Origin of the sequence: Streptomyces sp. NPDC006923 (genome assembly GCF_040635655.1) — a bacterium.
In the GTDB taxonomy this organism is placed as follows: domain Bacteria; phylum Actinomycetota; class Actinomycetes; order Streptomycetales; family Streptomycetaceae; genus Streptomyces.
Window position 1 is genome coordinate 109,263 of record NZ_JBEYIF010000003.1, and the last position, 17,273, is coordinate 126,535.

General features: G+C 67.5%; 22 protein-coding genes. 15 read left to right on the forward strand and 7 right to left on the reverse strand.

The window, feature by feature from the left end:
• Nucleotides 1-268: 268 nt before the first annotated feature.
• The 5 genes from ABZ707_RS06450 to ABZ707_RS06470 form a co-directional block, all read right to left on the reverse strand.
• Nucleotides 269-700, reverse strand: coding sequence for a multidrug efflux SMR transporter (locus ABZ707_RS06450; RefSeq protein ID WP_360168753.1), 432 nt, complete (start codon nucleotides 698-700; stop codon nucleotides 269-271).
• A 47-nt stretch (nucleotides 701-747) separates the two neighbouring features.
• The gene (locus ABZ707_RS06455; RefSeq protein ID WP_360168756.1) at nucleotides 748-1,068 is read right to left on the reverse strand and encodes a multidrug efflux SMR transporter; all 321 of its coding nucleotides are present in this window, start codon (nucleotides 1,066-1,068) and stop codon (nucleotides 748-750) included.
• Nucleotides 1,069-1,368: 300 nt separating this feature from the next.
• Nucleotides 1,369-2,025 carry a DsbA family protein gene (locus tag ABZ707_RS06460; RefSeq protein WP_360168759.1) on the reverse strand — a complete coding sequence of 219 codons (657 nt, stop codon included), beginning with the start codon at nucleotides 2,023-2,025 and terminating at the stop codon, nucleotides 1,369-1,371.
• A complete protein-coding gene (locus tag ABZ707_RS06465; protein ID WP_360168762.1) occupies nucleotides 2,022-2,510 on the reverse strand; it encodes a nucleoside deaminase in 489 nt (162 codons plus the stop codon). Before ABZ707_RS06465 ends, ABZ707_RS06460 begins: the two co-directional genes overlap by 4 nt.
• Before the next feature lie 14 nt (nucleotides 2,511-2,524).
• Nucleotides 2,525-2,671, reverse strand: coding sequence for a hypothetical protein (locus ABZ707_RS06470; protein WP_360168764.1), 147 nt, complete (start codon nucleotides 2,669-2,671; stop codon nucleotides 2,525-2,527).
• 139 nt (nucleotides 2,672-2,810) lie between these two features.
• On the opposite strand from ABZ707_RS06470, the gene ABZ707_RS06475 reads away from it, so the two are divergent.
• From ABZ707_RS06475 to ABZ707_RS06510, 8 genes are all read left to right on the forward strand, one after another.
• A complete protein-coding gene (locus ABZ707_RS06475; RefSeq protein ID WP_360168767.1) occupies nucleotides 2,811-3,257 on the forward strand; it encodes a MarR family transcriptional regulator in 447 nt (148 codons plus the stop codon).
• Nucleotides 3,258-3,519: 262 nt separating this feature from the next.
• A complete protein-coding gene (locus ABZ707_RS06480; RefSeq protein WP_360169933.1) occupies nucleotides 3,520-3,735 on the forward strand; it encodes a hypothetical protein in 216 nt (71 codons plus the stop codon).
• On the forward strand, nucleotides 3,678-5,183 hold the full coding sequence (locus tag ABZ707_RS06485) for an AMP-binding protein (protein ID WP_360168770.1): 1,506 nt from the start codon (nucleotides 3,678-3,680) through the stop codon (nucleotides 5,181-5,183). The genes ABZ707_RS06480 and ABZ707_RS06485 overlap by 58 nt, the downstream gene beginning before the upstream one ends.
• On the forward strand, nucleotides 5,180-5,437 hold the full coding sequence (locus tag ABZ707_RS06490; RefSeq protein WP_360168773.1) for an acyl carrier protein: 258 nt from the start codon (nucleotides 5,180-5,182) through the stop codon (nucleotides 5,435-5,437). Before ABZ707_RS06485 ends, ABZ707_RS06490 begins: the two co-directional genes overlap by 4 nt.
• Nucleotides 5,438-5,550: 113 nt before the next feature.
• Nucleotides 5,551-5,925 (forward strand): ectoine synthase, encoded by a 375-nt coding sequence (locus ABZ707_RS06495; protein ID WP_360168776.1) that lies wholly within the window; start codon nucleotides 5,551-5,553, stop codon nucleotides 5,923-5,925.
• 82 nt (nucleotides 5,926-6,007) lie between these two features.
• Nucleotides 6,008-7,162, forward strand: a complete 1,155-nt coding sequence (locus ABZ707_RS06500) for an acyl-CoA dehydrogenase family protein (RefSeq protein ID WP_360168779.1) — start codon at nucleotides 6,008-6,010, stop codon at nucleotides 7,160-7,162.
• Nucleotides 7,163-7,187: 25 nt separating this feature from the next.
• The gene (locus ABZ707_RS06505) at nucleotides 7,188-7,874 is read left to right on the forward strand and encodes a transglutaminase-like domain-containing protein (protein WP_360168782.1); all 687 of its coding nucleotides are present in this window, start codon (nucleotides 7,188-7,190) and stop codon (nucleotides 7,872-7,874) included.
• A gap of 28 nt (nucleotides 7,875-7,902) precedes the next feature.
• On the forward strand, nucleotides 7,903-8,712 hold the full coding sequence (locus ABZ707_RS06510) for a maleate cis-trans isomerase (RefSeq protein WP_360168785.1): 810 nt from the start codon (nucleotides 7,903-7,905) through the stop codon (nucleotides 8,710-8,712).
• A gap of 430 nt (nucleotides 8,713-9,142) precedes the next feature.
• Here ABZ707_RS06510 and ABZ707_RS06515 read toward each other — a convergent pair whose 3' ends face one another.
• Nucleotides 9,143-9,544 (reverse strand): MerR family transcriptional regulator, encoded by a 402-nt coding sequence (locus tag ABZ707_RS06515; RefSeq protein WP_360168787.1) that lies wholly within the window; start codon nucleotides 9,542-9,544, stop codon nucleotides 9,143-9,145.
• A gap of 120 nt (nucleotides 9,545-9,664) precedes the next feature.
• On the opposite strand from ABZ707_RS06515, the gene ABZ707_RS06520 reads away from it, so the two are divergent.
• From ABZ707_RS06520 to ABZ707_RS06550, 7 genes are all read left to right on the forward strand, one after another.
• A complete protein-coding gene (locus ABZ707_RS06520) occupies nucleotides 9,665-10,378 on the forward strand; it encodes an SDR family oxidoreductase (RefSeq protein ID WP_360168790.1) in 714 nt (237 codons plus the stop codon).
• A gap of 447 nt (nucleotides 10,379-10,825) precedes the next feature.
• Nucleotides 10,826-11,269 (forward strand): SRPBCC family protein, encoded by a 444-nt coding sequence (locus ABZ707_RS06525; protein WP_360168793.1) that lies wholly within the window; start codon nucleotides 10,826-10,828, stop codon nucleotides 11,267-11,269.
• 138 nt (nucleotides 11,270-11,407) lie between these two features.
• Nucleotides 11,408-12,124, forward strand: a complete 717-nt coding sequence (locus ABZ707_RS06530; protein WP_360168796.1) for a MerR family transcriptional regulator — start codon at nucleotides 11,408-11,410, stop codon at nucleotides 12,122-12,124.
• Nucleotides 12,125-12,332: 208 nt separating this feature from the next.
• A complete protein-coding gene (locus ABZ707_RS06535; RefSeq protein ID WP_360168799.1) occupies nucleotides 12,333-13,787 on the forward strand; it encodes an alpha/beta hydrolase in 1,455 nt (484 codons plus the stop codon).
• A 184-nt stretch (nucleotides 13,788-13,971) separates the two neighbouring features.
• Nucleotides 13,972-14,859, forward strand: coding sequence for a helix-turn-helix domain-containing protein (locus ABZ707_RS06540; protein WP_360168801.1), 888 nt, complete (start codon nucleotides 13,972-13,974; stop codon nucleotides 14,857-14,859).
• 364 nt (nucleotides 14,860-15,223) lie between these two features.
• Complete coding sequence (locus ABZ707_RS06545) at nucleotides 15,224-15,595, forward strand: hypothetical protein (RefSeq protein ID WP_360168804.1); 372 nt, start codon at nucleotides 15,224-15,226, stop codon at nucleotides 15,593-15,595.
• Between the two features lie 40 nt (nucleotides 15,596-15,635).
• Nucleotides 15,636-16,040 (forward strand): hypothetical protein, encoded by a 405-nt coding sequence (locus tag ABZ707_RS06550; protein WP_360168807.1) that lies wholly within the window; start codon nucleotides 15,636-15,638, stop codon nucleotides 16,038-16,040.
• Between the two features lie 137 nt (nucleotides 16,041-16,177).
• Here the strand turns inward: ABZ707_RS06550 and ABZ707_RS06555 are convergent, their stop codons facing one another.
• Complete coding sequence (locus tag ABZ707_RS06555; protein ID WP_360168810.1) at nucleotides 16,178-17,266, reverse strand: PrsW family intramembrane metalloprotease; 1,089 nt, start codon at nucleotides 17,264-17,266, stop codon at nucleotides 16,178-16,180.
• Nucleotides 17,267-17,273: the final 7 nt, after the last annotated feature.

The following is a 17,273-nucleotide window of genomic DNA, read 5'->3' on the forward strand; positions in this document are numbered from 1 at the left end:
TCGGTACAGGAGGGAGCCGACGCTTCCCGTCGGCTCCCTCCTCCGCCTTGCGATCCACGGCACCGGACCCCGCTCCCTCACCCAGCCGGATCCAAACGAAAGACCCCAGCGGTGAGCGCACGTGTCACATCGAAGTCCTGCCCGGTGGGTACCCCGCCCGCGGCCCGGACCCCGACCATGGGCCCGATCGTGGACACCCCTGGCAGTGACGCGGCCCCGGCCGACCGTCGTCATGGCCGCTGATCCGGTGGACCGGGCGCAATTGCCCTCAGTACTTCGCGCCTTGGGCCTCCTGCGGCCTGGGGTCGATCCCCTCGGCGCCCTGCGGCCTGTCGACGGGCTCCTGGGTGTTCTGCGGCCTGTCGGCGAGCTTCAGCCAGACCACTCCGACAATGATGACGCCCAACCACACGGCCTGGGTCGGGGTGAGGACCTCGTCGAAGAAGACGGGACTCAGCAGGGCCGCACCGGCTGACCCGATGCCTGCCCAGACGGCATAGCCGATTCCGACGTCGATGGTGCGCAGGGCGACGCTCAGTGCCCAGAGCGTCAGAAGGAAGAACACGACGGCGACCAGCGACCAGGACAGGCGGGTGAAGCCGTGGCTTCCGCCGACGGAGAGCGCGTAGCCGACTTCGAAGGCTCCGGCAAGGAGAAGCATGAGCCAGGAGTTGGCTGAGGAGCGGTCGGTGTGGGACATGTACGCGGGTCCTTTCGTGAAGATGGGGCAGGGGACTTCGGGGATCGTCAGGCGGCACCACTGAGCTGGAGGCCGACGACCCCGGCGATGATGGCGACGATGCCGAGTGCCTTGCTCCAGTTCAGACGCTGGCCGAAGAACAGCGCTCCGAGAAGGGTGATGCCGATACCGGCGGTGGACGTCCAGATGGCGTAGCCGACGCCGACGTCGAAGGTCAGCAGCGCCTTGCTCAGGAAGTACGTCCCGATGGCACCGCTGAGCAGGGTCACGATGGTCCACTTGCGGTTCTTGAAGCCTTCGGCCTTGCCGGCCGCGATGGCGACGGCGATCTCGAAGATGACCGCGACAGCGAGGTAGAGCCACTGCATGGGAAGTCCTTTCGTTCGATGGAGGCCGGCCGGCGTTGCGGCGCCGGCCGTCGTGGAGTCCGCCGTACCGCGTGAACGGTGGTGGGCACGGCGAAGCGGTGGTCCGCCAGGACCCCGGGTGGAGTCGGGACCTCCGGCCTGGGATCAGCCGGCACGGCCCCGGATCGTCGGTACCGCCGTGCGGCGGTCGCGCGGGTCGAGCGCCGTGAACCCGATCGCGGTCGGGCGCGGCGCACTGCTGTCACCACACACACCCGCGGAAAGCGCAGGAGGTGTTGGGCAACTGACCGTCACGTGCCGTCAGCACCCGTCCGTTCCGCAGGCAGCCCCGCGGGCGACTGCCTGTTCGGCCTGGGTGTCGAGCACGGCCTTGCGGATCTGGGCCGCGGCGGGGACACCCTCTATGCGGTGGCGTTCGCCGATGACGATGGTGGGGGCGACGGAGACGCGGTACGCCTCGGCGGTCCGCAGTGCCTCCTGATGGGTCTCGGTGTAGGTGCCGGCCGTCAGAGCCTCGCTGAAACCGGCATCGTCAAGGCCCAGTTCGGATGCGATGTCGGTGAGAACGTCCAGTCGACCGATGTCCCGGTTCTCCTGGAAGAAAGCCCGCAGCACACGCGGTGTGTATTCCGCGGCCCTGCCGTGTTCGGCCGCGTACTGGTAGCCCTCGAACGCCAGCCGGGTGTAGGGCTGTGGTGAGACGGTGGGCAGGGTGATGTCCACGTTCATCCGGCGGGCCATCGGATAGACGGAGCGGGCCCAGATCGCCGGCAGGTACTCGTCCTCCGGCCGTAGTGTCGGGGTCGGGTGGGGCCGCAGCTCGAACGGCATCCACTCGATCTCGACGTCGAGGTCGCGGGTGGCCTCGTGCAGCGGGGTCTCGGCAAGCATGCAGAACGGACAGACATAGTCCGACCAGACCTTGATGCCTACTGTGCCGGCTTCCGTCTCAGTCACATCCGCCTCCGGTTTATGGCGAGGTACTCTTCGAACGGTTTCGTCCCTTCCGGGATCCGCAGCGAGGTGACCTTGATCCGCCAGGCCGCCGGGTCCTCGGCGAAGATCGAGTACGAGCCCGAGTAGTCGAAGCCGTATCGTGCGGCCGTCCGGCGGTCGACCGCGTGGACGATGTGGGTGACGTTGAAGTACAGCGACGCCATGTAGCACAGGGCGCAGGGCTCGCCGGAGGCGATCAGGGTGGCCCCGGCGACGGTGTGCAGCCCGTGCGTGGCGGCGGCTTCGCGCAGCGCGACCACCTCGGCATGCGCGGTGGGGTCGTTGTCCTCGCGCACCCGGTTGAAGCCGGTACCGAGGATACGGCCGTCATTGACCACCACGCCGGAGAACGGGATGCCGCCCTTGGCGACGTGCTCCCGGCTGATCTGTACCGCCTCACGGACGTACTCGGTCAGCTCGCTCTCTGACATCTCGGAATGGGACATCTTCGCTCCCTGACTCAGAAGGTGGTGGGACGGAGCAGGATGACGCCGCCGATGACCGAGGTGAGGGAGATCAGCCGGGAGGCGGTGATCTTCTCCTTGAGGTTGACCGCGCCCGGCCGGCCCCAGTCCCCGGCAGAGGAACCGTCGGCAGCGCGAGCCATGGTGTCGCGTAACGGGATACTTGCTTGTACGTGCATGTTTTTCGTTTCCATAGGACTCGGCGGAAGAATCGAGGGATCGGATAAAGCTTGCATGAGCATGTATCTTGGTGTCAACCGCTGCCTGAGAGGAAGCTGCCTCATGACCACGATCTCCTATGTGCCGGCCGCCTCGTCCGACCAGGCCGTGTGGGCCAGAGTCCTCACCCTGCACGCGCATGTGGAGCGCCGGCTCACCCAGGCCCTGCAGCGCAAGCACGGAATCGGGCTGTCCGAATTCCGCGCCCTGGAGTGTCTCGTGCAGGCCAAGGACGGCGAACTGCGCATGCAGGAGCTCGCCGACAAGGTCGGGCTCGGGCAGAGCTCGGCGACCCGGCTGGTCGGCCGGCTCTTCTCGGCCGGCTTCGCCTTCCGGGACCTGTGTCCCGACGACAAACGCGGTGTCTACGCCGTCGTCACCGACGAGGGCAGGCAGCGCTATGCCGACGCGCGCGGCACCTACGCCGAGGTCCTCAGTGCGGCGTTGAACACCGCCGGTGCCACTCCGGAGCTGGCCGGTACGGTCCAGGTGCTGCGCAGCGCCCTCTGAGCGGAACCATCGCCTCCGTCCGTCTCCGCGCCCGGAAACCGTCTGCCGAAAGCCGTCCCCCGGGACGGCTTTCGGCGTTTCGCTACCCAGTCGAGCATGCCCGGGTGAACGCCCGGTTCCCCGGGGCCCACTCTTCGGTAAGTGCCGCGACACCTCGATGGGATGAAAGGCGTTGCGTCAACTTGGAACACACATAGTTCATCGAGCAAGCTCGAACTGACTCCCCCTCAGTGATGTGCATCACTGAGGGGGAGTCAGTTACATGCTTGACTCTGCATGCATCGCCGGTACGGTTGGTCACGGCTCGATCACACGGGGGAGTGATGCGGGGTCGGCCGGGCAGATGGCCGCCGGGCTCCGCGAGTTCTTCTGGCGCGACTTCAAGCGCCGCCACCCTCCTTGGGGCATGGCCACTTTTGCATGGACAGGTTCACGAATGGGGGAGCTGTGCCATTACCACGCCTATGTGATGTTCTGACCGCGCATGCCCGGCGCCGGCCCGATCAGGTGGCCCTGATCCGGGGCGAGCGACAGGTGACGTACCGCCGACTGGTCGGCCTTGCCGAGGAGTTGTCGGGCGCCCTGGACGGTCTCGGGCTCGACCGGCGGCAGCCACTGTATGTACCCGCGTACAAGACGCCCGAGACGATCGCCCTGCTCATCGGCGCCTTCCGGGCCGGCTACGCGGTCCTGGCGCCCTCGCCAGAACTGGGCTCCTCCGCCCGTGCGGCGCTCGCCGCGCAGGCTCGGTGTTCCCTGGCGCTGACCGTCGACGACCAGGGGGTGCTCCACACCGCCCCGGTCGTGCCGGACGAGCAGGCCGCCAGGGATTTCGACACCGTGGACCCCGCCACCGCATCCCTGCTGCTCACCACCTCCGGCTCCACCGGTACGCCGAAGATCGTGCCCATCCCGGGTGACGCCTTCGACCGCTTCGCCGACTGGGCGACCGACCGGTTCCGCCTCACCGAGCAGGACACCCTGCTGAGTTACGCACCCCTGAACTTCGACCTCTCCCTGCTCGACGTGTGGACCGCGCTGCGGCTGGGCGCCCGAGCCGTCCTGGTCGAACAGGAACTCAGCACGGACGCACGTCACCTGCGGGACCTGGTCACCCGGCACGAGGTCAGCATTGTCCAGGGCGTCCCCATGCTGCACCGGCTGCTCACGCAGGACGGCGCCGTCCATCCGACGGTCCGCACGGTGATCTTCACCGGGGACGCGCTGCCGCAGGCGCTGCTGCGGCAGCTCGGCACGGCCTTTCCCGGCGCCGGTTTCCACAACGTCTTCGGGTGCACCGAGACCAACAACAGCTTCAGCTACGACGCCGACCCCGCGGCGGCCGGCGAGCAGACCCCCATCGGCCGGCCGCTGCCCGGGGTGCGGGCCCTGCTGCTCGACGGCGAGGGACAGGTCTTCGACGGTCCCGGCACCGGTGAACTTCTCGTGACGACGCCGTTCCAGAGCTTCGGATACCTGCAACGCTCCCGCAACGAAGGGGTGTTCGTGCCCGCACCGGACGGCGGCGACGAAGTCTTCTACCGCACCGGCGACCTCGTGACCCGGGACGCCGACGGCCTGCACTGGCTGCGGGGGCGTACCGACTTCCAGGTCAAGGTCCGCGGGGTGCGGACCAATGTGCAGGAGGTCGAGAACGTCCTGGCGGCTCACCCCGAAGTCGCCGAGGCCGCCGTTGTGGCGATCCCCGACCTTGAGGCCGGCTACCGGCTGCACGCTCAGGTGACCCGGCGGCCCGGTACCGCACTCACCTCACTGCGGCTGCGCTCGCACAGCGCCGAGCGCCTGCCACGCCATGCCATCCCGTCCTCGGTGCACGTGGGCGACGCCCCGCTGCCGCGTACGTCCACCGGAAAACCGGACCGCAACCTCATCAAGGCAGCACGACAGAAGGGAAATCCCGCATGAGCTCCCTGGCGGACGAGATTCGCGGCTATGTCGTCACCGAATTCCTCGACGGAGAGGAAACGGCGGACCTGACCGGCGAATTCGACCTCATCGACAACGGTGTCGTCGACAGTCTGGGCGTGGTCCGGATTGTCTCGCACCTTGCCCGGACCTACTCGATACAGATCGACGACATCCCGTTGATCCCGGACAACTTCCGCAGCATCGACGCCATTTCGGCGTTCGTCGAGAATACGACAAAGACCGCCGTCTGAGCCGGCGCCCGGATTTCTGCGGCAGACAGAAAATCGACAGACAGAAAAGCAGAAAGCCGGAGAAAGCTTCCCAGAGAACTGCCGGAAAACTTATCACATACAAGGAGACTGCCATGATCGTCCGTAGCATCAGCGAGCTCGTCCCCGTCGAGTGGGGCAACGGCACCAGCCACCGACTGCTCACCGAGGCTGACGGCATGGGCTTCACTGTGTGCGAGACCGTGGTCCGCAGGGGCACCATGAGCGCCCTGCAGTACCGCCGTCATCTTGAGGCCTGCTACTGCACGGGCGGCTCCGGCGAGGTCGTCACCGTGTCCGGCGAACGCTACAAGATCACGGAGGGCACGATATACGCCCTCAACGAGAACGACGCGCATTACCTCAGAGCCTCCGACTACGAAGACCTGAGACTGATCTCCGTATTCAGCCCAGCGCTGCGCGGCGACGAGCAGCACACACTGACTTCCGACGGCTTCTCCCAGTACTGAGTTCCGCGATCCGGGGCCCGCTCCGCCAACAGCGGCGCGGGCCCCGGCACCGACCAGCGACGTACCGGAAGGCAGCACACGTATGACACCCGCACTGTCCGCACCGCGGACCGCCGGCACCGGACCGGACCTGTACACCCTTGCCGCCCCCTGGGCGGACGAACTCAACCTTGACATCGAGGAGTGGGACGCCCGAGCGGAGTTCCCCTGGGAGAAGTGGAAGGCGATCCAGCGCTCGGGACTGCTCGCCGTACCGTTCGAGACCCAGTACGGCGGCCGAGGCGGCACCCTGACCGACACGATGCGCGCCCTGGAGGGCCTCGGACGCACCTGCCGCGACGCCGGCCTCAGCTTCTCCGCCTCCACGCAGATCGTCAGCGTCGGCGTCCCGCTGCAGGCGTTCGGCTCCGAGGCGCTCAAGTCCCGCTTCCTGCCCGGCGTCGTCACGGGCGATCTGATCACCGCGCACGCCATCACGGAGCCCCGCAGCGGCTCCGATGCCCTGAACATCTCCACCACCGCGACCCGGGACGGCGACGACTACGTCATCGACGGCGGCAAGATGTTCATCACCAACGCCCCGATCGCCGATCTCTTCCTGCTGTACGTACGCACAGGCAAGCCCGGTCCGTTCGGCCTGAGCGTCTTCCTGGTCGAGCGGGACGCCCCCGGCCTCCGGGTCGGTGAGCCCCTCGACAAGATGGGGCTGCGTACCTCCCCGCTGAGCGAGGTGACCTTCGAGGGTCTGCGCGTGCCCGCCACCCGGCGCATCGGCCAGGAGGGCGCCGGCTTCCTGATCCTCGACCATGTGATGAAACGGGAGATCCTCTTCTCCTTCTCCCTCACGCTCGGCGAGATGGAGCACCGTCTGGAGCGAGTGCTCAAGTACGCCAAGTCCCGCCGCCAGTTCGGCGAACCGATCGGTGCTTTCCAGGGCGTCGCGCACAAGATCGTCGACATGAAGATCGCGGTGGAGACCGCCCGCAAGTGGCTTACCGACACCGGCGCCAAGGTGGAGGCGGGCCAGGAGGCCGCGATCGATGTCGCCGCGACCAAGACCGTGGTCAGCGAGGCCAACAAGCGCACCGCGCTCGACGCCGTCCAGATCTTCGGCGGCCAGGGTTATCTCACCGCCACCGGAATGGAGCGGGAGGTCCGCAACGCGGTCGGCGGAACCATCTACTCCGGCACCAGTGAGATCCAGCGCAACCGCATCGCCTCCCTCCTGGGCCTGTGAGCCGGGAACAGACGAAAGGGTCACCATGAACACAGTCACCCCGGACGACCTCCGACGGCTCACCGCGCCCACCGACTTCCTCGACTACGAGAGCGACTCCGTCCAGTCCTTCGTCGACGAGGCGGTCACCGACCGCGGCGCGGACAAGCGCGGACTGGCCGTCGAGCTCTACTACGCCGTCCGCGACGACGTCTTCTACGAGGTGTACGGCGCCGAGCTGTCCCCACGGGGACTGCGGGCCAGCCACACCGCCTCCACCCGCAAGGGCTTCTGCCTGCACAAGTCGGCGCTGTACGCGGCGGCCTGCCGGGCCGTGGGCATCCCCGCCCGTGTCCACTACGGCGATGTGCGCAACCACCTCGCTTCCGACCGGCTGCGCGGCCACATGGGCGGGGACGTCTTCTTCCACGGCCTGAACTCCGTGTACCTGGACGGCAAGTGGGTCAAGGCCACCCCGGTCTTCAACAAGATCCTGTGCCGGCTGTACGGGATGAGTCCGCTGGAGTTCGACGGTACCGCTGACAGCCTGTACCACCCCTTCGACGACCAGGAGCGCCACAACATGGAGTTCCTGGTCGACCACGGCGGCTTCGACGACGTCCCCTACGAGTTCGTGATGGCGAACATGCGCCGCAAGCACCCCCGCTTCCTGAACGCCACCGGTACCGGCACCGTCGCCGGCGGCTCGCTGGCCGCCGAGGCGTCCGGCTGACCCGGCCCGACGACGAGGAGACACCCAGATGAGCACCATCCAGGCTCAGAAGGACGGCTGGGAGGCGCGGGCGCGCATCGGCGTGGTCGTACCGCACGCGGACGTCGGCCCGGAGTCGGAGTTCCAGGCGATCGCGCCCGAGGGCGTGTTCGTGCACGGCTCACGCGTCCACTTCGGCGCGATGCGGGCCGGCGGCGAGATGGACCCGAAGATCCCGCACGATCCGGTGCGGGCCTTTGTGCAGCCGCCGCACATCGACGACGCGGTGGAGCTGCTGGCCGCCGCCCCGCTCGACGCGATCGCGCTCGGCTTCACCAGCTCCGCCTACGTCCTCGGAGCGAGCGGCGAGAAGGGCTTGTTCGCCCGGCTCGCGCGGCACACACGGGGCCTGCCGCTCACCGGCACCACCACGGCGGCCGTGGCCGGCTTCACCGCACTCGGCGCCCGGCGGATCGCCCTTGTCAACCCGCCGTGGTTCGACGACCGGCTCTCCGGGCTCGGCGCCGACTACTTCACAGAACAGGGCTTCGATGTCGTCCACCACGGCCCGTGCGGGCTGCCCAGCAACCAGAAGCTGATCACCCCCGAGGCGCTGTCCGAGTGGATCCGCGCCACGGTCGCCGAGCACCGGCCGGACGCGGTCCTGGTGGCGGGCAACGGTATCCGCGCGGTCGGCGTCATCAGTGCCCTGGAACAGGAACTGGACTTCGCGGTCCTCACCGCCAACCAGGTCCTGTTCTGGCACGCCCTGCACCTGGCCGAAGCGGCCGAGGCGGCCCGCGCGATCACCGGATACGGCCGGCTGTTCGACACCGAGCCGCCGGGCGGCGCGGCATGAGCCCGTCGGCGGCCGACCGCGCGTGGCGACGGCGCCTCGCCACGCACCGCACCACCGTCCGCACCAGCGCCGGTGACCCCCGGCGGCCCGTGCCGCCCACCGGAGGTTCTGGCCCCGGCCCCGCGGTGTGACGGACGTTTCGTACCGCCCCGGCCCTCCACCACGTATGACGGAGGCCGGGGCGGGACGAGAAAGCTCCGGGCCGTCGCCCCCCGTCGCCGGCAAGGTCCACCTCAACCTGGCCCATGCCCTCGTTCACCTCGGTGAAGACGCCGAGGCCGCCGACGAGTACCGCTCCGCGCTCACGCTGGAAGGCCGCATGCCCTTGTCCATGGTGGAGGAGGCCCGCGCAAGCCTTGACGCCCTTGCCGCCGGCCGGCCGTTGCCGCCGACGCTCAGTACGAGCGGCTCTCTCGGAAACGCATCGGCTTCAGGCTGAGGCGGGGCCTCCAGTGAGCGCCTCGTCGAGCGAGGACGGGCACGACTCCGTGTCCGGGTGGGTGGCGAGATTGATCAGGACATCGAGCCGGCGGCCCGCGTCCTGCAACTCGGCGACCTTGGCTCTGATACGGACGCGCTCGTCGAGCACGCGCTCAAGCAACTGGGGACCGACGTGGCGGGCGTCGATGGCCGGCAGCAGGGTTGCCATCAGACGGCTGCCGAGTCCGGCCGTGTAGAGCTGCCGGATGAGTTCCACGCGGTCCACGGCCGACTCCGGGTAGACGCGCTGGCCGCTGGCCGTGCGCTGGGGACACAGCAGGCCCTGCTCCTCGTAGTAGCGCAGGGCGCGCGTGCTGACACCGGCCCTTTCGGCCAGCTCGCCGATACGCATCCGGCTCCTCCTTCTCGTGCTGTCGCCTGTCACGACTTGCCCTTCACGTTGACGTCAGGTTTTAGCGTAGGCGGCACAGGGCGGACGCAAATCTCCCACCGCCCATTGAAAGGGAAGAACATGGACATTGCCGGTTCCATCGCGCTCATAACAGGGGCCAATCGCGGGATCGGTCGGCACTTCGTCGATCAACTGCTGGTCCGGGGAGCCGCGAAGGTCTACGCCACAGCTCGGCGCCCGGAGCTGCTCGACATCTCCGACTCGCGGGTCACACCGCTGTACCTGGACCTGCTGGACGAGAAGTCGATCGTGAACGCCGCCGCGGCGGCACAGGACGTCACGTTGCTGATCAACAATGCCGGCATCGCGACCGGGGCCAACCTCGTGACCGACGACCTGGACACGATCCGGCAGGACCTGGAGACCCACCTTTTCGGCACGCTCCGGGTCATTCGCGCCTTCGCTCCGGTCCTCGCCGCCAACGGCGGAGGAGCGGTCGTGAACATCCTCTCCGTGCTGTCATGGATCGCCACTGAGGGGACGGGTGCCTACTCCGTGGCCAAGGCGGCGGAGTGGAATATGACCAATAGTGTGCGCCTTGAGCTTTCCGATCAGCAGACCCTTGTCCAGGGCGTACACCTGGCAGCCGCGGACACCGACATGATGGAGGGACGTGACGCTCCCAAGATCGCCCCGGCCGACGTCGCACGAGCCAGCCTCGACGGCGTGCAGGCCAGGGCCATCGAGGTGCTGGTCGACGACCCCAGCCGCTTCGTCAAGGCCGCCCTCTCGGGCGACCCTGCGCAGTTCTACAGCCGTCCGTCGGGGTCCTGACTCCTTCGCGGCCCTGCTCAGACCCCTGAGCAGGGCCGCGGGCAGACCACGCCCGCCAGGACCGGAAGGGCGTCACCGGGCGATGCCGTATGGGGCGATGAGCGACGTCGTCCTCAGCCGCGGTGTGTGAAGGGGGCCGAACCACCGGGCCTGCCACCCCCCGTCCGGCGCCTACGCGTGACCGCAATCTCGCGCATCTTTGTCGCCACTCTCACGCATTCCCACCAGGAGTCCCTACCGTTAATGTTTGGCACCGGCGTGCGGAAAACGGATCGGTGACACCTGCGAAATTCGCTGCTTCTCCGTCGGCCATCACGGCGAAGCCCGGCGAAATTGCAGGTGCCCACTGGCGCGAGGTGAAAGCACCGCTGCGTCGGCTCGTTTCGGCGCCATAGATTCTTGAATTGTAAGTGGTTGGGCTCTCGAAAAGTAATGGAAGTGATGAGGGTGAAGGGTTCTTACGATGTGAGGGCCGGGTCGAAGGCGCCGTCGTCGAAGGTCTGGTCCCTGCTGTTGGACGCTCATAGCTGGCCGCAGTGGGGGACCGTTGAAGCGCTCGTCCTGGAGAGGTCGGCAAATCTCTCGCCGAAGGGGCGCGACGAGGTCGGTGCCGTAAGGGCGTTTCGTACAGGACGCGTTGTCACGAGCGAGCGCATCACTGAATTGCGCCACCAGCAGGTTTTCGCCTATGAGGATGCCAGTAATCCGTTCATGAAAAACTACTCCGCGCGCATACTGCTCAACGAGGTGAGCGGGGGCGGCGTCGAAATTCGTTGGCTTGGTGAGTATGACGTGGCGTTCGGCATGCACTTCATGCTTCGTCCCCAATTGACGCGAACCATGCAGCGCATGGTCACGGGACTGGCCAGAGCTGCCGAACGTTCCTCGTGATTCTGGCAGTCGCCGACCGGATCGGGGAGGGGGCTGAGCAGAGGGGTGGTGTCCGTCGTTTTGACTGTGCCGCTGCGGCATAGTTTTAACTGGCTCTGTTGGCGCGTCCGCGTCACGGAACCGAAGCCTGGGGATGTAGTGGGTTGGAGCACTCGTCAGCTCGCTGAGCTCGCCGGAACGACACTGCGCGCGATACGGCACTACCACGACGTCGGGCTTCTCAGTGAGCCAGAACGCCGGGTCAACGGCTACAAGAGCTACAGCGTGGCCCATCTCATCCGTGTCCTGCGGATCAAACGTCTGACCGGACTTGGGCTCTCGCTGGCGCAGATCGCCGAGTTGGGTGATGCCGACGAACATCCCGATGAGGCCCTGAGGGGGTTGGATGCCGAACTCGCCGCCACCATTGAAAGGCTGCAACGAAGACGCACCGACATCGCCCAGATTTTGCGCCACGCCGCACCGATCGACCTTCCGCCCTATCTGGGCGGGGCCGTCGCCCGCGCAGGCGTCTCACCGGCCGAGCGTTCGTTGACCGTCGTCATGGCCCAAGTCCTCGGGCGGCCGGTCCTCGATGCCCATGCGGAGACGCTGCGCACGGGCGAGCCCGATCCCGCCCTGGTCGAGTTCGATCACCTGCCGGCCGACGCGGACGAGCAGACCCGCCAGGATCTGGCGGAGCGCATGCTCCTGTCGCCCGCCATCAGGAAGATGCTCACCGAGTTCCCGAGCTTTCAGTCTCTCAGCGCCGATGCGCCGCACGGAGAAGAGGTCGCCCGGCGCGCACTCGCCCTGGCCGCGTTCGAACTCTACAACCCCGCCCAGATCGACGTTTTAATCCGGATGAACTGCTGAGTGCTGTCACGTGATCCCTGGCGGGCCGGCGACGACGGCCCCGGGGCTTCGCCACGTCGTCGGAACGCTCCCTCATGCCCCGTACGAGGACGCCCCTCCGCCACCGGTTCACGATGCCTTGGCCCGTTCCCCTGCCACTTTCACCCCACACCTGCCCACCCAACCTGCGGGCCCCGGCACTCGGGTGCACTGCCTAGGAGGACGTAACGTGCGCATACCCCTGTCCCTCTCCCTCGCCGCCGCTGTAGCGGCAAGCGTGATCCCGGTCGGGTCGGTGGCGGCAGCCCCGAGCACGGTGCGTTGGGGCCCGTGCCCGGCGGATGTCACCCTGCCCGGCCTGGAGTGCTCGACGGTCGACGTCCCGCTGGACTACCGGCATCCGGACGGCAGGAAGATCAAGATCGCGATCTCCCGCCTGGCGAGCAAGAAGCCCGCGCAGCGCCGCGGCGTGCTGCTGACCAATCCGGGCGGCCCCGGAGTGGCCGGCCTGGACTTCCCCGCCATTCTGGCAGCGACCGGCCTGCCGCAGAGCGTGCGCGACACCTACGACGTGATCGGCTTCGACCCACGCGGTGTCGGTCACAGCACACCGGTGACCTGTGATGTGACGCCGGAGCAGCAGGCGCGGGGCAACTTCCCCAAGCAGGCGAACACCGGGGGCGACGTCGCGCGGGAGGCCACGTACGCGAAGACTCTCGCCAGGCAGTGCGCCACGTCGAAGACTGCGTGGATGCTGCCCCACACCACCACCGCGAACGCCGCACGTGACATGGACCGGATCCGGGCCGCACTGGGCGAGCCGACGATCTCGTACGACGGTGCGTCCTACGGCACCTACCTCGGCGCGGTGTACACGACGCTGTTCCCCGAGCGCAGCGACCGGTTCGTGCTCGACAGCAACCTGGGCCCCGACGGTTACGACGTGACGGCCATGCGGCTGTTCGCCCGCGGCCTCCAGGACAGGTTCCCCGACTTCGCGAAGTTCGCCGCCGCCCACCCCGAGTACGGCCTGGGCGCGACACCGGGGCAGGTGACCGCGAAATACTTCGACCTCGCCCTGCGACTGGACGGCAAACCGGTTCAGGGGCTCGACGGCACATTGTTCCGCGGGGCCACATTCGGGCTGCTCTACAGCGACGCGTCGTTCTCCACGTTGGCCGAGATCTGGCAGGCGCTGGACACGGACAAGCCCCTGCCGGCCGAACCCCCCGGGACGCCCGCACCGGACCTGGACAATTCCGTGTCCAGTCGTCTCTACACGCTCTGCGCCGACTCGCGCTGGCCGCGATCCATCGGGGCCTACCGGCGCGCCGTCGCCTTCGACGGGGTCCGGTATCCGATGCTCGGCGGGATGACGGCGAATATCGGGCCGTGTGCGTTCTGGCCGACCGACCCCGTCGAGCCGCCGGTGCGCATCGGTGACCGGGGCCCCTCGAACATCCTCATGGTGCAGAACCTGCGCGACCCGGGTACACCGCTGGCCGGTGCTCGAAAGCTGCGAGAGGCCCTCGGCGGCCGGGCCAGGATGGTGACTGCCGACCAGGGCGGCCATGGCGTGTATCCCTTCGGCAAGAACACCTGCGCGAACAACGCGGTGACGACATTCCTGACCACGGGACAGCGACCCGCGCACGACCTCGCCTGCGCCGCAGAACCCAACTGACCGCCGGCAGCGCCACCCGGTGCAGGAGAAGAGAGCCTCCTGCTGCCCACTCATTCCTGCACCGGGCCTGCCACCGCACTGTCGGCGTGACGTCGACGTGCTGGTGCGCAGTCGCTCGGCCGGCGCACCGCGACTCGGTCCCGACCCGTTCTTGAGCCTCCGCCGATGTCGGTAAACTCCCACTGTGTTCGATTCGCCTGACTTCGATGTGGCGCCCTACGGCGACGTTGACATGCCGCGGTATGTGCGTCGCAGCTACTGCAGTTGGCACGACGCCAACTGGCGATCGCTGCTCGTGCAGTGTTTTACGCACGCTCGCCAGGTCGAACACCTGCTGCTCCCCGGAACCTCCGACCTGCATCTCGTGTTGTGTACTGCCGGAGAAGCCATGATGCAGGTCACCTCCGGAGGGTCATTGGCCAAGCGCCGTTGGCGGGCCGGGCGGCTGGAGCTCATGGTGCCGGGCCGGCCGACAGTGCGCAGTTACGCGGCGACATCGGTCCTGTCCACCATTCAGGTGCATGTGCCGCAGGCCGTCATCAAGGTGACCGCCGATCAACTCGGCGGGCACGAACCGGACTTCGAGGCGCTGTCCGCCGGACTGGGCGCGGGCGATCCGGTCGTCGAACACCTCGTCCGGTCACTCCCGTCCCAACGGGAGGCGGGTGACTTGTATGCCGAGTCGGCTGCGGCGTTCCTCGCCGTGCACCTGTTGTCCCGGGGCGGGGTGCCACGCGTTGCGGGGAATGAGCACGCCGCCGTCCGCAAAGGCATTGCCATCATGCGGGACCGCCTGGCTGAACCGCTCACCCTCGCCGACATCGCGGCTGAAGTGCACTTGAGCGTCTACCACTTCGTACGCGTCTTCCGGAACGCCACGGGTGCGACGCCCCATCGGTTTCTCACCCGGCTTCGCATCGAGCTGGCCCAACGACTGCTGTCGGAGACCAGCCTCACCGTCGAGCAGGTCGCCCGACGGTGTGGCTTCGCCGGCCCCAGCGCCCTGTCGTCGTCGTTCCTGCGCCACGTGGGTGTCCGGCCCTCGGCCTACCGCAAGATGATCGCCGTCTAAGGGGCGTCCCGTCATCCCCGGCGGGCTCGCGGCGACGGCGACGGCCGCGGTCGCCGCGTTGTCGACGTGGGGGCAGCCCTGCCGCGTCAGATCGGTCGGACGTGGAACAACAAGCTACGGGGGTCCTCGGGTGCTCGGCGCATGCGAGGAGTGCCTCCTGAACAGCTCGCTGGTGTCGAGTCACCGAGCATCAGGAGGCCCTGGTGTCGCAGGGTATCCGGCATGGCGATCACCGGATACGACTGAAACTCACAGGGCAGAGATGACCTGATTAATGCTTCTGACGTTCGGATTCCCTCCTTAGCGTCGCAGCGATTGCCGTCGAGCGTCGCATTATGAGCCGCGACGCGTCAGAGGGGGAAAAATGAGAACTGCGCGAACGCTTGCGCGTGCCGCCTGTGCCGCCATGGCGCTGGGCGCCGCCGTCTCGCTGGGCGCCGGGGCCGCTTCCGCCGCGCCCGCCACCACCACCGCTACCTGCGCCTACCCGTACGTGTGCTTCGAGCGGTTGTCTGACGGGACCATCATCGGTCGCTTCCAGGACGTCACCTCAACCTGGCAGTCACTGCCGTCCCAGCCGAGCAACGTCAAGATCGTCAACACCCGTCGCGACGATGTCGCCTACATCCGCTACGCCAATGGATCCCAGGCCTGCGTCGCTCCGAACAGCACCCTCACCATCACAGGTTATGTGCTGACGGGCATCCGCATCTCCTCTTCCGCGACCTGCGCCTGAGCCGCGCCATCATCGACCGGGCACCGACCAAGGAGGAGACATGAAGACATTTCGTCGGACCGTCAAGCGAGTGGGGTGGGCTGCGGTAGTGGCCACCGGGCTCCTTGCCACCTCTGCGGGGACGGCGGTCGCCGCCCCCGCCGTTCCCACGGCCGCAGCCGCCCCGGCGCAGGCCGCGGCGAGCTGTGCGTACCCCTACGTATGCCTGTTCAAGGACGGCGTCAAGATCGGTCAGTTCCAGGACGTCACCTCGGGCTTCCAGAACCTCCCGTCCAGGCCTGTCGGGACATCCAGCTCACCCATTGTCGTCACCAACACCCGTCACGACGATGTCGCCTACATCCGGTTTTCCACTGGCACGACCGTGTGCCTTCCCCCGGAGTACACCACCAGCTTCACGGGAACGCTGACGGGCATCCGCATCTCCTCCTCCGCGACCTGCTGAGGTCGCTCAGGGGGTGAGTCGCAACGCGCTCGCGCGGCCGTCCAAAGGCGTCACTGCCGAGTGAAAGCCTTGGACGGCCACTCTCCCGTGTGACTGTCTTGCGATCCACCACGGATGACGGGACACGCCCTCATTATTTAGGCATCCGAAACTGCGAGAGCCCGGTGCATTTCTCTTCTGGCTGTCGCGGCTGCCTGTGCTTGTTCGTCCAGCCCCTCTCGGTTTCCGGTGGCTTGTGCGCGGGTCGCCCGGATGCCGAGCGCGCTCACCTCCGCCTGGTAGCGGCCTGTGGCGTGAGCCGCGGCCCGACCTGAGCGGCGTCGCATATGTTTCCTCCAGCGGCGGCGTTCTTTGAGATTCGCGAGGGGTGCCACTTCTTCCGGGGAGATGTGTCCGTCACGCGCGAGCAACGGCAGCGATGCGGCGATCATTCTCCCTTCGCGCTTGCGGAGCACAAGCGCGAGGATCAGCAGCGTGAGGAATACGGGGACCAGGACGGCTCCGTAGATTTTGTAAATCAGGAGTGGATCGTCTCCGGCGAGAGAGGTCCAGTCCCATACACCGTGCAGCGTGATCGCGACAAGCAGCCCTGCGAGGGCAAGTCCGACGCGCGCGGCTCCGCTGCGCCTGCCGGCCGATGCGGCGATGCCTATCCCGGACAAAGCGACCATGAGGGGGTGGAAGAACGGCACCATCACCGCGCGCAGGAAGAGGCTGATGGCGAGTACCCCGACCGCGTGTCTGTCGGACGTGTCCGATTCGGCGAAGGTGGTGACGGCGCGGCCGAGGTAGAGAATGTTTTCCGTGAAGGAGAAGCCGGCGCCGACGAGTCCCGCGTAGACGATCCCGTCGAGCAGGCCGGTGAGCTGCCTGCGGCGGTAGATCAACAGCCACACCAGAAACAGGCTCTTGAAGACTTCCTCGGTGACAGGCGTAATGACGAGCGGGCGGAACCAGTCACCGAAATCGGTGCTCACCGTGGTGTCGGCAAGGGTTTGGAGTCCTTCTTGCGACCAGATCGCGGAGAACGCAGCCACCGATCCACCCCACGCGAATGCCGAAACAAGTCGGCGCGGCCGCTCACGCGCCCAGCGGTCCAGCCACATAAAAGCACCCACGACGGGGAGGGCGAGGAGGGCGGACAGTATGAGCCCGGCAATCACCCCGTCCAGCCCGATCTGAGTGGCCACCCAGGCTATCGAGGCGATCCATGCGGCGCCGGCCACCGGGGGC